The organism is Listeria sp. SHR_NRA_18 (genome assembly GCF_003856515.1).
Taxonomy (GTDB): Bacteria; Bacillota; Bacilli; order Lactobacillales; family Listeriaceae; genus Listeria_A; species Listeria_A newyorkensis.
The window spans coordinates 58,135-73,640 of the sequence record NZ_QPKR01000012.1 but is presented as its reverse complement, the minus strand read 5'-3'; the positions used below and the strand labels follow the sequence as shown (position 1 = coordinate 73,640).

Genomic DNA, 15,506 nt, shown 5'->3' with positions numbered 1-15,506 from the left:
TTTTTTGCAAAGAAGGTGTTTTATACTATGAAATTTAAGACTTGGGACATTAATCTCAAAGTGCGACTATTCGGGGAGGCTTTGCTCGATATTTCCTTTTGGGCGGTTTTTCCCTTTTTAACGATTTATTTTTCAGACTCGATTGGGAGACAAACGACGAGTCTGTTGCTTATTTTATCGCAGGCTTTATCTGTAATTACGGCTCTACTCGGCGGTTATTTTGCGGATACTTATGGGCGTAAGCGAATGATGAGTATTTCGGTTATCGGTGAAGGTGCTGGTTTCCTTATTTTTGCGATTGCAGCGACAACAATGTTTCATTCGCCTTATGTGGCGTTTTTTGGCTTCATGGTCGCGAGTATTTTTATGTCATTTTACCAGCCAGCGAGTCAGGCGATGATTGCGGATGTTGTGAAACCGGAGCACCGGAGTCATGTGTATTCGATTTTCTACATGATGATCAATATTGCGGTCGTGATTGGTCCGATTATCGGGGCGCTCGTGTTTAATAATTATACGTCACAAACCTTGCTGGCCATTGTTCTTGCCGATCTACTCCTCTTGATTCTACTGACAAAATTCGGACATGAAACAGCGCCAATGGCTTTGGATAAGGAGTTGCGCAAAGCTCAACGTGAGAAAAAGATTGGCACCGTTTTAATGGAACAACTGCGCAACTATAAACTGATTTTTAAAGATAAAGTTTTTTTCTTATACATTATTGCCGGCGTCATTATTTCGCAATCCTTTATGCAACTCGACTTACTATTTCCACTCTATATTACAGAGGTTATTGGGGATTCATCGATTTTCTCCATACAGCTTACCGGAGAACAATTATTTGGTTTCATCGTCTCCATCAACGGCTTCTGCGTGGCTTTACTGACAGTCTTCTTCACCCGACTCATGAGCCGATATCGCGAAAAACTAGTCTTCATGAATTCCTCCTTCTTATACGGGATTGCCATTCTGCTTTTTGGAATCGCAACAGGTCCATGGGGCGCCATTTTAGCGATTATTTTGTTCAGTTTTGCCGAGTTAATGACGGTCGGAATCCAACAGAATTTCGTGGCCAAAATTGCTCCTGATAATAAACGGGCGATGTACTTCTCCGCGGCTGGGCTTCGCTACACGTTCGGAAAAGTGATAGCCCCACTCGCGATTACCCTTTCTACACTCGTTGGCTATTTCGCAACGTTTGCAACCATCGCAGTGCTCGCCGTGATTAGCGGATTTATATACTTCTATATGTATAGTCTATACGAAAAACAGGATCGTGCTAAATAAGTAGATAGAAAAGCTATGCTTAAGACGCATGGCTTTTTTAGTATTTTTTTATACTTTTAGGTTTACCTTCCTCGTTTTAAGGCAATTATGTCATTAAGAAGTCAATCTGTTTTAAAAAATTTCAAAGGAAAGTAAGGTGTGTGCTTATGTTTAGTCATTCTTCAATTGGAATCGATTTAGGGACAGCGAATATTGTTGTTTACAATGAACTGCGAGGAATTATGTTTCGCGAACCTGCTGTCGTCGTTTTAGATGCCGAGACAAAAGAAGTCTATGCTATCGGGAATTTGGCAAAGCAAATGTACGGAAAAACGCCTACCACTTTAACAGCTATTAAACCACTAAAAGACGGTGTTATTGCTGATTTTGATAATGCAGTGAAATTATTGCAAGCCGTGCTGGATCGTGTTGCTCGCATCCATCACATCCCAATTCGTAAAACTGCCGCCAGTGTCAATGTCCCAGCTGGTGCAACGCTTGTCGAGCGAAATATTATTCGTGACGCTGTACTCGCGACTGGAATCAAAGTAGTTACCATTGTCGAGGCCCCCGTTGCCGCAGCGATTGGTGCTGGCCTTCCCATCGATGAGCCTGTTTCCAATATGATTGTCAATATTGGCGCTGGCACAACAGAAGTATCGATTGTTTCCTACCGCGGCGTGCTGGCTAATATGTCTGTCCGCTCTGCCGGTAATTCACTCGATGCCGAAATCATCCAATATTTCCGTAAAGAACACCATCTACTCATCGGTGACCTAACCGCCGAAAAAATAAAAAAGAAACTTGGCTACGCGCCTGGTCCTCATATCCTAAAAGCGATGGACGTCCGCGGTCGCAGCTTGCTAACAGGACTCCCAGCAACCACCAAAATATCCTCTGCTGACATCCAACCACTGATTACAGAATTTTTAGCAAAAATTATAAAAATGATTCACGTAATGGTAGAGCAATCCCCTGCTGAACTGAGCGGTGATATTATGGATCAAGGTATTATTTTAACTGGTGGTGGTTCCCAGCTAAATGGCTTTAAAGAATGGCTAACAAATCAAGTCGATTTTCCAGTCATACTCGATCCAAGTCCATTGGAATCGGTTGCAATCGGAACGGGCCGGATTCATCTTTATAGTCAACATACCGTATCTGGTGATTTGGAATTAACGACGCCACGCCTAAATCTCCCATTTTTCTCTTGAGTTAAATACTGGATTTGTGTTAAGTTCTTTACATGCGGTTTACGTTTTCCTAGCGAAAGCCTATTCCCACGCGATTCCTATATTACCTTTTTATATCATTATCTTTATAAGCCCCAACAATCGCAAAACTGCTTTATACTAGAGACTGTGCCGATAAAAGCATGAAAAAGGAAATATGGAGGGTAAAAAAATGTTTGGTAATACAACGATTGGTATCGACCTTGGTACCGCAAACATCTTGGTGTATAGCAAATCTAAAGGAATAATTTTGAACGAGCCTTCTGTAGTTGCCATGGATGTAGACACCAAGTCCGTGCTTGCGATTGGCCAAGAAGCAAAAGAAATGATTGGAAAAACGCCTACTAATATTATTGCAGTTCGCCCATTAAAAGATGGCGTGATTGCTGATTATGACGTCACATCAGGTCTCTTACGCGAAATTATGCGTCGGGTCACAGGAGTTGTTGGAAATTCGGTAAAAAAGCCAAACGTCGTTGTTTGTGCACCAACTGGAGCAACTTCTGTGGAACGCCGTGCGATTATTGACGCGGTAAAATCGATGGGGGCAAAAGAAGTAACGCTTATTGAGGAACCGGTCGCAGCGGCAATTGGAGCTGATTTACCGGTGGATGAACCGATTGCGAATGTCATTGTCGATATCGGCGGTGGAACGAGTGAAATCGCCATCATCTCTTACGGCGGCATCGTAACAAGTACGTCTGTCCGAACTGGCGGCGACCACATGGACGACGAGATTATCCAACATATCCGCAAAAATTATAACCTCCTAGTCGGAGAAGCAACAGCCGAACGCATCAAAATGGAGCTTGGTTATGCGCCAATTCCCCATACAGAAATCACGATGGACGTACGCGGTCGCGACCTGTTAACCGGCTTGCCGATGACGCTGACCATTACATCTACCGAGATTCAAAAAGCATTGGAAGAAACGCTAGGCCGAATTCTCGAAGCAATTCGCGTGACGCTAGAACAATGTCCAGCTGAACTAAGCGGTGATATCGTCGATCGTGGCATCGTTTTAACTGGCGGTGGTTCGCAGCTACACGGCTTCCAAGAATGGCTTGTCAATCAAATCGATGTTCCCGTACATATGGCAACGAGTCCTTTAGAGTCCGTAGCTATTGGAACTGGTATGTCACTTGAGTACATTGATAAAGTATCTAAAAAAATTAATTAAAACTTGAAAAACCAGGAAAACGAGTCGAATTTCGGCTCATTTTCCTGGTTTTTGTCTATTTTAATAGTATTGGTAGAAATGTAATCACATCAAAAGCAATATGAACAATCCATGTGACCCAGATAGAATTGGTTTTTTTGAATAGATAATTTAAAACAAGTCTGCTCGGAATAATCGTGACTAAACATTGTAGCGCATTATAGTCATAGGCTGGCAAATGCCATAATGCGAACAAAATCGAGCAGAGCATCGTCGCTTGCCAAAATTTCCAGTTCAACTTTTTCCATGCTGCGTAAAGAATTCCGATAGACAGTAGCTCTTCGCCAAGCAACATGAATGGGACGTTCCTCATCACATATTCCCATGATAGAACGCTGTTAATATCATTCGATGTCATCCCGCCAGCGACTGCGGACCAAAGACTTCCAGCTAACGTTCCGACGATGAATAAAAACGGGATTCCAATCAGTATCCATTTAATGCTAAAATGTTTAAACCAATCTAGAAATTCTTCTTTCAGTATGATGTATAGCAGGATAAACATGAAAGTTAGATTGAAAAATGCGCCGATAACTTCTAAATAGGATGTTTGAGGGAATATAAAAGGCAAGAATTGATATGCTACACCTACTACTATCGCGCTTAATAACACGAGATATCCTTGTTTTTGGCCTTCCACTGAATGATTCATCTACTTACTCCTTTTCGATAAATTGAGATGTCGCACACTCGTAGATGCCAAATCCTTCTGTAAAGTTTTTTCCTTTTTTATTACCCTCTTTTCATGATGTAAATCTGAATGCATAGGAAAGATTACGTTGCTAATTATATATGATTGTTTGGAAATTCACATGTTTATTATATTACATTATAGCCATTTAAGCTTACACTTTTGTAACTCGATGAAACGTAAAAAGGATTGGCACAAGGTATTGTATCTGACCTCATGCCAACCATTTCATTTAATTTAATTCCATCGTGTATAATTCGTTACCGCTATCATCCTGAATCGAAACAGAGGAAATCGTGTCGAGTGTCATCTCTGTTTTCTTTGTGAGTTGAATCAAGGCGTTTCTGTCATTGTAACCTGTGTGTAGTGGTTGCTTATACTCTTTACCGTCCGTTGATTTCAAAATGACTGTCGTGCCTTTGTCCAGAATTGTTTCCAACTCAGCCACGACTCCGATATACTGGTTTTTGTCACCTTGTAATTGCAATAATGAGACGTCATTATCGGATTGCGGATTATCATTTTTGGCAGTTTCCTTCACGACTAGTTTACTGTCTGGATACGTGAATTCTGCTAAATGATACACCCCTTCTTTATCGCGTAAAATCGCTGTGTAGATTTGTTTCTTTTGTGTCGCGCTACTTACTACCTTCCATTCTTTGTCAGCAATATATTTATTAACTGCTGGGAAAAAGGCATTTTTCTTCGCGCGTTCTGATGGGGCTGGGGATTTTATTTTACTTGGATTGAGTTCGTTCTCATAGACGCTGGCATTCGAATTGTTGCGTAATTCGATGCGCTTTAGTTCGCTCGCTGTTTTTGGATCTAGTGAGGGAATCGCGACAATCGCCACTGTTTTCCCGCCTCCCACTGCGCTTTTATTGGCTAGTGAAACACCGATTGCTTCGTCTACTTCTTCATTACTATCGAGCAAAACGAGTTCCGTCGCCTCTTTCGCGAGACTGGCATCATGGATTTCGACCATTGCGATTAAGCCGTCCAAGCCATTCATGAGGTTTATTTTCACCTTCGAATCTTTTGTTTTAAGCGCGGAGTCCAGTTGTATATTCGAAATATCTTTTCCATTCGTATCTTTGTAGTACTCGAGCACACCTGTTGTATCGTTGTCATCCTTCACATACGCTAGCTGGTAGTCTTTTAAATCTGTTTTCACATTCTGGATAACGGTCAGTGAATTGTCGCTCAGAACCTTGTCTATGCCTTCCTTACCACATGCTGCTAATCCGACTAGAAGTAGTACTCCTATCAATACTGGTATAAATTTCTTCAATCTGTTCCTTCCTCTCTCTTGATTTTTGCAAACAGATTGCTCCCCGCCTCTGTTTTATGTTAAAATGATAAAGTTCGTAAATGCAAGCATGTCCTGATAGCTCAGTAGGATAGAGCGACAGCCTCCTAAGCTGTAGGTCGTGGGTTCGATTCCCTCTCAGGACATTTTTTTAGTTGAAATACAAAAATTTTCATTCCACATACATTTATGTTAACTATTTTACTATATGCACCAAAAGATTCAACTTTTATGTACTATTTCATTATAGCGTTTTTTATTTCAAAAATAAAGCGTTAATCTTCTTTTTTTACTGTAATGTTACAAAATAATTTCTTCTGTGTTACCAACAATGATTTTGATGCTAAAAAGGATCTGGTTCTAATGCCAGACCCTTTTTTTTAGTGAATTAATTTACTTTTTTTAGCTTTTGCTGAGAGGCTTGGGACGATTTTGTCTAGTGGTTTTTTGAGTAGGATGCCCAACAGGATGAATAGGACGCCAAATATTGCGAGTAGGATGATGTCGTGTATGGCGTTTGGCCAGTAGATGCCGCCGACGCTTTCTCGTATTAGTCCGACCGCGTATGTGAACGGTAGGAATGGATAGATGGCTTGGAAAAATGGTGGTGATACTTGAATTGGGAAGTTTCCGCCTGCTCCTGATATTTGTAGGACGAGCAGGATGATTGCGATTCCTTTACCGACGTTGTTGAACAGCGAGACGAGTGTGTAAACGATAATCATGAAGACGACGCTGATAAACATGCTGAATAGGACGTGATAGACTGGGCTTGCGATGGATACGCCGAGAAGGAAAATGTTGCCGAGCGTGACGATGAGGGCTTGCGCGAGACCGATTGATAGGAACGTGAGTAATCGGCCAAAATAGACGTGATAGTGATTAAATATGCCTCGTGGTACTTCGACGTCCACGCGCAATAGTGAGATGAGAAGCAAGGCGCCGACCCATAAACAAAGCGCTGTATAAAATGGCGAGCTAGCTGATCCGTAGTTTGGGATCGGATAGTACTTTGTCTCTTTCAGTTGGATTGGGTGCGCGATGAAATCACTATCTTTTTCGACGTCATTTCTGAGAAACGCGATGATTTGTTGCATATCATAATTTTGGTCAAATTCGTTGATGCGTGATGCCGCTTTATTGATGGCTTGCTCGAATTGTGGTAGTTCTGTTCTGGATAGATCAGCCGCAACTTTGACGGCTTTTTCAAATTCGGGGAACTTTTCCTCAATTAGTTTTGCGGCGTTATTTATTTCGGATTCTAGTGTCGGTAAATCATTGCGCACGAAGTCGCCGGCCTTGTGGATTTTAGCTTTTACGCCTGGGTAGTCTGACTTGTAAAAGGCTGCGGCTGTGTTGATACCGCTGATTACTGTGTCGAGTTTCGTATCGATGAACGCCGTCGCATCGCTTAGTGTTTGTTGCAATTCTGGTAATCGTTTCTGGAATTCTTTCAAGTAAGTCTGACTCGTTACAAGTGTCTGATTGGCGTTTTTCAGAATCGCTGCAATGTCTGGTAGTTTATTTTTGGCACCGTCTAGTAATGCACTACTTTTGGCGAGGTCTGCGCTGATTTCTTTTAGTGCTGCGTTGATTGTTGGTACAATCTTGGAGTCATACGCGCCGATAATCGCCGCTAAGTCATCGCTCACTTTTTTTGCCTCTGCGTTTAGTTGATCGAGTAAAGCTTGGCTAGGTTCTTCGCCTGCTTCGATGATTTTTTTGACTTCAGCCAGTGTTTGCTGTTGCGTCGCCAAGTCTTGTTGCATGGCTTTTAGGTCGCTGATGAAGCCTGTTAACGGTTTGTTTGGCAATGTTTCATTCAAGGAGGTCAGCAGCTCGATTTGTTTGGTGAGCATCGTGCTGGCGCTCGTTAATTGTGTGTCGATTTGATCGATGACTGTGATGACTTTGGCTGGGTCAATGCTGCCGTTTTTGAGCGCCTCGGTTAGTTCGTAGACGTTATTTGTGACTTGTTGTAGCAAAATCAGATTTTGTTTGATCGCTGGAGCCACCGTTTGGAAGGATTGGTCTACTTGTTTCGTGAAATCCGTGACTTTATCGGCGTATTTGGAGCCATCATCGGCAATTTTTTTGATAGTCGGCAAGGCTTTTTCTGCGTCTGAAATGATTCCGAGCGCTTTGGTGGACTCGGATAGCGCATCGTTGACCGTTTTTTGAATCGTTCCAAAATTAGCGTTGACCGCTTTTACGTCCGTCGCGATTTGCTTGATTTCTGGTATTTTCTGCTGTAATACGAGGATGTCTTCGCCCAGTTTGTCGAGCTGCGGTAACTGCGATTCAATGCGTAATAGGTCTTGTGCGGCTGCGTTGATTTGTGGCATACTCTGATTTAGCTCCGCCACTTGGTTCGCTTTTCTTTTTAAATCGGGTAGCTTTCCTTCTAAAATAACAGCCTGCTTGCCCATCTCGATAATCTGCGGCATACTCTGCTTCACTTGGAAAACTTTATCCTTGATATGGCGCAAAGTCGGTAGCTCATTTTCCAGATCGATTCCTGCTTGGTTAAGCTCTGAGAGAACAGAACTGCTGACTTTATCGATGAATTCTGAACTGATTTGGTCCACAATGGTCGACGCGCCTTTATCTGTTATTTTCGGGGCAATCGCGTTTATTTTCTCATTCACTGCGTATTGAATCGTTGGCTTCGTTGGATCCCCGCCGACAACCGAAACGATATCCTTCGAAAAATTAGCCGGAATAAAAATAGCCGCGTAGTAGTCGCCTTTTTTCACGCCTTCTTTGGCTTTATCTTCCGTCGTGAATGTCCAACCTAGCGAGTCATTTTTCTTCAGCTGTTCTTTCAGTTGTGTGCCAACATTAATTTTTTGCGGGCTTTTCCCTGGAACGGTAATTTCTGCGCCCTCGTCTTCGATAACAACGGCAACTTTGATTCCTGATGTGTTAGAATATGGATCCCAAAGCGCTTCGATATTAAACCACGCGTATAGAGATGGCAAAATGACGAGCGCAAGCACTAGCGTCAGAGCAATCGGTGCTTTAAAAAGCCGACGCCAATCGAGTATAAAAATACCCCAGATTTTCTTCATTCTTCACATCCCCCTTATATTTCCTCACGTCCGATTATACAGGGCGAACTGGATGACTGCAATAAAAAATACAAGCCAGAGCACTTTTTACAGTACTTAGCTTGTATTTCTTTCGCTTATTTATGTTCTTTTAAACGGAAATGTTGCCAAGGTTGGATTGTTTTTAAGAGATAGCGTTCTTCTGGAATTACTCGGCCAACGATGTTTGTGTTACCGGAGTTTTCCATTTCGCGAAGAGCTACTTGCATTTCGCCTTTATAGCGCTCGTAGCCGTTGTTATCGATGGTTACGTCGCCAAGTTCGATGGTATCTGTATCATGTGCTGGGAAATCGTGTTGTTTGAAGTTAACACGCGTCATGGTTGAGCGCAACACGTATTCTGAAGCATCGCCGCGATTGAAATGCTTTTGCGTTGTTACGATTTCTTTTTCAACAGCTGTGGCGCCGTCAAGGAATGTGACCGCAAGTTCTAGCTCGTTACGGTTTAATTCGCCGAGTGCTTTCAACTCATCTTCTGACGCGTACATGTTGCCAATAATCACGTCATCGATCAAGCCGGTGTTCCATAGATCTTTCGCTTGAACGGTAATCGGCATGCCACGGTGTTCTTCCAATGTTGGAAGTCCGCCATCTACCACAAACCACGGTCCAAATTTACCTGTGTTGGAAGATACGAAAGCCGCTGTACGCAAGTTGTATTTTTTGAATTGGGCGCTTGTACGAAGGAAATGCTCGCGAGAAAGCGCTGTATAACGACGTGGATAGAAGTTATGACAACCGATAATATTCGCTGTATTTGCTTGGTATGACAAGATATTATCGACATATTTCGTTCCGTTCGAGATATTTAGTTCGATTTGCAAATCATTATCATCAAAAGACATCGCCGCTTCTTCCGCACCAGAAAAACCTAAATCTAAACGCAGACCGGATAATCCTAATTCTTTAAAACGCCCTAAGTCCTGATATGTCAGGTTTAATGAGGCAAAAACGCCAGGATCAACGTCAGCAATCACTTCATAGCCGAGCTTATTTGCTGTTTGGCAAATCGTTTCTAATTTCGCAAACTCTGCTTCGTCATTTGCCGAAATTAAACACGTGAAAATACGGCTAAAGCCATATTTTGCGGCAGTCTCGATGTAATTTAATGAGTCCTCCAGTGGGGCATGTTGCGGGAATACTGAAATACCTAATTTTCTCATAATAAGTAAACTTCCTCTCTACAAATATTTAAAATGGGGATGAGGAAAACTCCTCATCCCCATTTTTATAATTACTTAACGCGATACAACTCTACAATTTCGATCGCTAAATCTTTGAAAGTAATAGCGTTCATCAAGTGATCTTGCGCGTGAACTAGAAGTAAAGATACTTCTGTTTTCTCGCCGCGAGCTTCGCCTTGAATTAGTTTTGTTTGGGAATGATGTGCTTCAAGTAATGATTGTTCTGCTTTTTGGATTTGTTCGTCCGCTAAAGCAAAGTCACCTTTTTTAGCTGCATCGATTGCTAGCATGGCATCGCTTTTTGCGTTACCACCAAACATGATTAGATTCATAATTGTCAGTTCTAATTCTTCCATTAAGTTCCACATCCTTGAGTAAATTTGTTGTGGCTCTTAGAAAGCGTACTTTGCTTACTTAGAGCCTCAATATACATGTGAACAAAGTGAACATGTCATCCATCTTGTTCCGCACTTCGTTTTGTCCGGCTTCCTCACACCAGCTCCTCGGAAATTTCGTGGCCTCCGCAAAAGCCAAAGGATGGCTTTTTCTGCGCCCTCTAACAATTTCTGTCGGAGCTAACGGGTGTGGTCAGCTCTTCGTCTTGTCTGGCTTCCCCACACCAGCTCCTCGGAAATTTCGTGGCCTCCGCAAAAGTCAAAAGAAGACTTTTTCTGCGCCCTCTAACAATTTCTGTCGGAGCTAACGGGTGTGGTCAGCTCTTCGTCTTGTCCGGCTTCCCCACACCAGCTCCTCGGAAATTTCGTGGCCTCCGCAAAAGCCAAAGGATGGCTTTTTCTGCGCCCTCTAACAATTTCTGTCGGAGCTAACGGGTGTGGTCAGCTCTTCGTTTTAAAAGTTATCTTCTGTCGGTTCGCCGGCTGCTGCTGCTTTTTCACGGCGGATTTCTTGAATTTCTGCTACTTTAATGAATGGTGCGTAGATGAGTACGGCTACGGCGATATTGACCGCGGCTAGAACCCCACCTGTCCAACTTTGTGTAGCGAGTACCCCACCAATGATCGGCGGTGTAGTCCAAGGTGTTACGATTGTTGCTGCTGGTACCATGCCTAGTGATGTCGCAAAGTAAGCGATTGTAACAAGCACTAGTGGAGCCAAGATGTAAGGTACGAATAGGATTGGATTTAACACAATCGGTAGACCAAACATTAATGGTTCGTTGATGTTGAATAGTCCAGGAGCTGAAGCTAGTCCTGATACAGTAACGTATTGCTTATTGCGGCGACCAAATAGGAATACCGAAATAATGATGGCAATCGTTGCACCAGTACCACCTAAGTTGACGAAAGAGTCAAAGAAAGGTTTGTTAACGATGTAAGGAGCGTCTAAACCGTGGTTGATTGCGATAACGTTTTTAGCGATCGCGTCCACGTTAATTGTTTGCATGAATGGCTCGATAATGTTCGCACCGTGAAGTCCGAAGAACCATAGGAATGAAGAAATAAATGCAAGTAGTAATGCTGCTGGTAATGTATTCGCAAGGCCCATGAACGGTTCTTGAATTAGTTTGTAGAATTCGCCAACGATATCTTTTACGCCTAATCCGAAAAGGATCGTTGTAAACATTGCAAAAATACTTACTGTGATCATCGCTGGGAAAAGTGCTGCGAATGATCTAGATACTGCCGGCGGAACACCGTCTGGCATTTTGATAATAAGTTTTGGATTTCCACTTAAACGTGTGAATAATTCGGTTGAAAGTAGAGCTACGATAAGGGCTAAAAATAGGCCTGACGAGCTAAGTCCTGTTAAACCACCAATGGCAAAGAAAGAAGAAACAGATACAACACCACTTGATAAAGCATCTTTATCATATGATTTCGCTAGGTTATAAGCTACAGTAAACGCAGTTAAAAGTGCTAGAATCGCGAATGTACCGTTCCAAATATTTCCCCCAAAAGATTTCCAAAGCGCTTCCCCAAATAAGTTATTCATGAAGTCTTGGTAAGCCTGGATTGGCAAGTTGTTGATTAATGTCCCTAATGACCCCAAGATCATTAATGGCATTGTTGAAATGAAACCATCACGGATAGCAACTAGATGACGCTGCCCACCGACTTTGGCTGCATAAGGAATAAAGTACTTTTCCATAAATGCGATAAAACCATTCATTTGTATTTCCCCCAATAATTTTATTTTGGACGAGACGTTTGCCTCCTCCTATATTTAAGCAGTCACAAGGTACCGCTTATTCCCCAAGTAAAGATAGTGCTTGATCTAAAACTTTTTCGCCATTCATCATACCGTAATCAATACTGTTGATGACTGCGACGGGCTTCCCGAATGGTTCTAGTTTTTTCTTGAATTTGCTTTCTAAGAACCTGACTTGTGGCCCTAATAGTAAGACGTCGATTTTGCCAATATTATCTGGCGCCTCGGCTTCTGATACTGCAAAAATTTTGGCTTCGAGGTTTTTGTCCTCTGCCGCCTTCTCCATCTTTGTGACTAGCAAACTGGTTGACATACCCGCGGAACAAACTAACATGATTGTTTTCACTTCGATTCATCCTCCCTAAAACGCTATTTCTTAACCCTCACTCTTATAATTGCAAGTTCCGTGCCAACTTTTAAAATTCGAGAAAAACGCATGAGAACGCCGAATCTTTGCTTACACATGAACAAAAAACAAGTGTGTAAATTATGTACACACTTGTCTCGTTGGGTTAATTTTCACTTGTTATTACTTTGTTCGCTGTCATCATTTGCGTTAGGTACGCGATTTCTGATTGTGGCACGATGATGTTATACTCCAAATTGACGTTTTCCATCATTTGTTGTGTGATTTGCATTTCGATCATGTGTTGCTTCGTGAAGGCATCGATGTTCGGGAATTCGCGATCAACGCCGCCGAGTTTCATTCGTTCCACTAGGAATGCGAGATGCAAAATGATGCCGATGTCTACGCCTGGTTCCAGCACTAGGTTCATCTGGACTTGTAATTCCGAAATGATTTTGCGCAGGAAGTAGACGAGTTGTTCTGGTGATTCGACTTCTTTTAAGTTGCCTTCTAGGGATGAAATCAGCTGATCGTACGGTACTTCGTCGTTGATAATCCGCTTCACGATGTCCAAGCCGCCTTCGGAAAATACCTCTAATGCGCTGAAAAACGGAATTTCGCGGTATTGGAATTCGACAGAGCCCATGATCGCTAAAATATTGTATTCTTCCATTAATTGATCGATGCGTTCGCGGAAAGCTTCTTTGTGCAAAAATTGCAAGACGATGATTTCCACTTTTGATTCGTCAATAACTGGCGCCACGCGGGATCGCAGCTGTTCTGCTACGCCTTCTCCCGTAAAACACGTGAAGATGACCGCGTTTTTCGTTGGTTTGGTTCGTAAAATTTGTGCCTTGTATTTATTTTCAAAGAGTTGCTGGCAGCTTTGATAGATGTCTTCCAATCCGCGTCCCAATGAGGCTTTGCGGATCGCTTCCAGTACAACCGGCGTACTTGCCATGCTGACTGTTTTTGTGCGAATGCCGAGTTCTTCGGTCAACATGTTACCAAATGATGTAAGCGAGCCCATATCTGATAAAATCAGCACACCTTTTGTCGGATTTAGCTGCTGGACCTTGGCTTTTACTTTCTCGTACATCGCTTTTACTTCTACCGATAACTGCATGTCCATCGCTGTACCAGACTCAATGTTGAGGAGTTCTTGAACCGTTTCCACCATACTTGTTGCCGTGGAGCGGCCATGCATCATGACAATGACTTCGACCAACGCTTCCTGTGTGAAAATCGATTCCACGACTTCCTCGGTTAAAAACATCGTCAAAAAACCGATTTCGTCAAAAGGAATTTCGATGCTTAGCGCTTGTTCTAATAATCCCGAAATATCGATCGCCGCTTGGAATTCTTTCGAGTACTTTTTGCGGACATTATTCAAATCCGGGTGGACAATGTGCTTCTGTTCGCGAATCCGCTCGATCGTGCTTTGTAAATGGAGCGCAAACGCAAAACGCATTTTTTCATTATATTTACGTTCCAAGCGTTGTTCTGCCAAGGCGTAGACTTGATCGGTGAGCTGCCAGATTTCCGGACTAATGATCTCCTTCGCCGATTGCTGCGTCGGGAGTTGGCCCATATATTCATGAAAATACTGATCGACATCCATGTAGAGCGCTTCCTCAAGCTCCGACTGGTCCTTCCCCTCTTTCATTAACTGGTCGGCCTTCGTCTGAATCGCTTGATACACGTCATCCACATCTTCAATCGCTATATCGCTCGCTTCACTCGTATCGTAAAATTTAAAAATCGTTTTGTTCACATCGATTAACCGGTTCATTTTCTCCGGCTCGTCTTTCAAATGAAGCAAACCTTTTTGAACATAAATCGGCAAATCGTCCTGCTCAATTAAAATATAGTTCGTTGCTTTTGTTTTGTAATGCAAAAATGCCTTCGCACAAGCCAATTTCAAATCACGTTGTAGCTGACCAACATTGGCGCTCGCGTGATATAACAAAAAGGCCATCAAAGCTTGGCGGTGAACCCGAATCGTCTGGTGCAAACGCGTTGCTTCTTGTGACAAGAAAAACTCGATCAACTGATAGCGCTCTTCCAACTGCCGTTCTGCGAGTGGTGGCAACGTAATCGTCATCGGAATCCGCCTTGTAAAAGTTTCCAGCAAGAAATTGTCTGGCGATTCCGTCGTTGCACCAATAATCTGCACTTCCGCCGTATGCACAGCCTGGCTTTCACCAAGTGGCCTATATTCGCCTTTATCAATGAACGTGAACAACATTTCCTGACCTTCCGGAGGCAACCGATGAATCTCATCTAAGAAAAGAATGCCGCCATCCGCTTTTGCAAGTAAGCCCTCGCGCGTCTGTTCTGCCCCAGTGTATGCCCCTTTCATCACACCAAAAATATGACCAAAAAGCAACTGTGGATTTTGCGCATAGTCCGCACAATTAAACGAAACAAATGGCGCGTTTTTGCTAACCATATCAGCCTCGCGAGCGAACTTGTACATGCACTCCGCAAATAAGGACTTCCCTGTACCTGTTTTCCCAAGAATTAATGTATGTAAACCATTTGGCGGATAAAGAATCGCCGCTTTCGCTTGTTGAATACTCACTTTCAAACTTTGCGCAGAACCAATCAGCCGATCAAAAGCCGTCTGCGTACTGCCAATCCCCGGTTTGGCTTCCTCTTTCGTGAAGGCTCGGTAAAGAACCGGCTTTCCCGGAAGTTTCTCGATCTGCTCGTCTTTAAACAATTCATTCAAGTAACGGCTTGCATTCGCGCGGTCCATTTGTAATTTCTCAGCAACATCATTCGCCGTCAATTTACCGTTTACACTATTCAGCAGCTTAAATACTTCATCTCTTCTACTAAGCATGTCCCCGACTCCTTACTAAAAGCTCTATTCTTCTATTATAACATCTAGTTGCCTACGCGGTCACTATAAAAGTGCAATTGTTGGTACAGTAGCGTTTTAAGTCTTTTGTTATTTTTAACATAGGACTACATT

At 42.8% G+C, this 15,506-nt stretch carries 11 protein-coding genes and 1 tRNA gene; 4 read left to right on the top strand and 8 right to left on the bottom strand.

The features are described from left to right. Positions 1-27 precede the first annotated feature (27 nt). The 3 genes from DUK53_RS15030 (at position 28) to mreBH (ending at position 3,678) form a co-directional block, all read left to right on the top strand. Positions 28-1,287: an MDR family MFS transporter gene (locus tag DUK53_RS15030; protein WP_036092084.1), complete on the top strand. Its 1,260-nt coding sequence runs from the start codon at positions 28-30 to the stop codon at positions 1,285-1,287. 146 nt (positions 1,288-1,433) lie between these two features. Beyond that, positions 1,434-2,480, top strand: coding sequence for a rod shape-determining protein (gene mreB / locus DUK53_RS15025; protein WP_036130293.1), 1,047 nt, complete (start codon positions 1,434-1,436; stop codon positions 2,478-2,480). Between the two features lie 190 nt (positions 2,481-2,670). After that, complete coding sequence (gene mreBH / locus DUK53_RS15020) at positions 2,671-3,678, top strand: rod-share determining protein MreBH (RefSeq protein ID WP_036130290.1); 1,008 nt, start codon at positions 2,671-2,673, stop codon at positions 3,676-3,678. Positions 3,679-3,733: 55 nt separating this feature from the next. Here the strand turns inward: mreBH and DUK53_RS15015 are convergent, their stop codons facing one another. Beyond that, positions 3,734-4,369, bottom strand: coding sequence for a CPBP family intramembrane glutamic endopeptidase (locus tag DUK53_RS15015; RefSeq protein WP_036130287.1), 636 nt, complete (start codon positions 4,367-4,369; stop codon positions 3,734-3,736). Between the two features lie 271 nt (positions 4,370-4,640). Then, positions 4,641-5,699, bottom strand: a complete 1,059-nt coding sequence (locus DUK53_RS15010) for a hypothetical protein (RefSeq protein WP_036130286.1) — start codon at positions 5,697-5,699, stop codon at positions 4,641-4,643. Positions 5,700-5,789: 90 nt separating this feature from the next. Here DUK53_RS15010 and DUK53_RS15005 point away from each other — a divergent pair. Further along, positions 5,790-5,863 (top strand) — tRNA-Arg (locus DUK53_RS15005). A 234-nt stretch (positions 5,864-6,097) separates the two neighbouring features. Here DUK53_RS15005 and DUK53_RS15000 read toward each other — a convergent pair. From DUK53_RS15000 to DUK53_RS14975, 6 genes are all read right to left on the bottom strand, one after another. Continuing rightward, complete coding sequence (locus tag DUK53_RS15000; RefSeq protein WP_036130284.1) at positions 6,098-8,788, bottom strand: YhgE/Pip domain-containing protein; 2,691 nt, start codon at positions 8,786-8,788, stop codon at positions 6,098-6,100. A 116-nt stretch (positions 8,789-8,904) separates the two neighbouring features. Further along, entirely contained in the window at positions 8,905-9,990 is a 1,086-nt protein-coding gene (locus DUK53_RS14995; protein WP_036130281.1) for a DUF871 domain-containing protein, read from the bottom strand. A 71-nt stretch (positions 9,991-10,061) separates the two neighbouring features. Next, positions 10,062-10,367: a PTS sugar transporter subunit IIA gene (locus tag DUK53_RS14990; protein WP_036067278.1), complete on the bottom strand. Its 306-nt coding sequence runs from the start codon at positions 10,365-10,367 to the stop codon at positions 10,062-10,064. 493 nt (positions 10,368-10,860) lie between these two features. Further along, positions 10,861-12,141, bottom strand: coding sequence for a PTS sugar transporter subunit IIC (locus tag DUK53_RS14985; protein ID WP_036130279.1), 1,281 nt, complete (start codon positions 12,139-12,141; stop codon positions 10,861-10,863). A gap of 76 nt (positions 12,142-12,217) precedes the next feature. Continuing rightward, positions 12,218-12,526, bottom strand: coding sequence for a PTS sugar transporter subunit IIB (locus DUK53_RS14980; protein ID WP_103035028.1), 309 nt, complete (start codon positions 12,524-12,526; stop codon positions 12,218-12,220). A gap of 166 nt (positions 12,527-12,692) precedes the next feature. Next, on the bottom strand, positions 12,693-15,374 hold the full coding sequence (locus DUK53_RS14975) for a sigma-54-dependent transcriptional regulator (RefSeq protein ID WP_036130276.1): 2,682 nt from the start codon (positions 15,372-15,374) through the stop codon (positions 12,693-12,695). Between the last annotated feature and the right edge of the window lie 132 nt (positions 15,375-15,506).

Bases quoted from the DNA above. Each gene is read 5' to 3' on its own strand.
- DUK53_RS15030 (WP_036092084.1), top strand. From the start codon at position 28: ATGAAATTTAAGACTTGGGACATTAATCTCAAAGTGCGACTATTCGGG.
- mreB (WP_036130293.1), top strand. From the start codon at position 1,434: ATGTTTAGTCATTCTTCAATTGGAATCGATTTAGGGACAGCGAATATT.
- mreBH (WP_036130290.1), top strand. From the start codon at position 2,671: ATGTTTGGTAATACAACGATTGGTATCGACCTTGGTACCGCAAACATC.
- DUK53_RS15015 (WP_036130287.1), bottom strand. From the start codon at position 4,369: ATGAATCATTCAGTGGAAGGCCAAAAACAAGGATATCTCGTGTTATTA.
- DUK53_RS15000 (WP_036130284.1), bottom strand. From the start codon at position 8,788: ATGAAGAAAATCTGGGGTATTTTTATACTCGATTGGCGTCGGCTTTTT.
- DUK53_RS14995 (WP_036130281.1), bottom strand. From the start codon at position 9,990: ATGAGAAAATTAGGTATTTCAGTATTCCCGCAACATGCCCCACTGGAG.
- DUK53_RS14990 (WP_036067278.1), bottom strand. From the start codon at position 10,367: ATGGAAGAATTAGAACTGACAATTATGAATCTAATCATGTTTGGTGGT.
- DUK53_RS14985 (WP_036130279.1), bottom strand. From the start codon at position 12,141: ATGAATGGTTTTATCGCATTTATGGAAAAGTACTTTATTCCTTATGCA.
- DUK53_RS14975 (WP_036130276.1), bottom strand. From the start codon at position 15,374: ATGCTTAGTAGAAGAGATGAAGTATTTAAGCTGCTGAATAGTGTAAAC.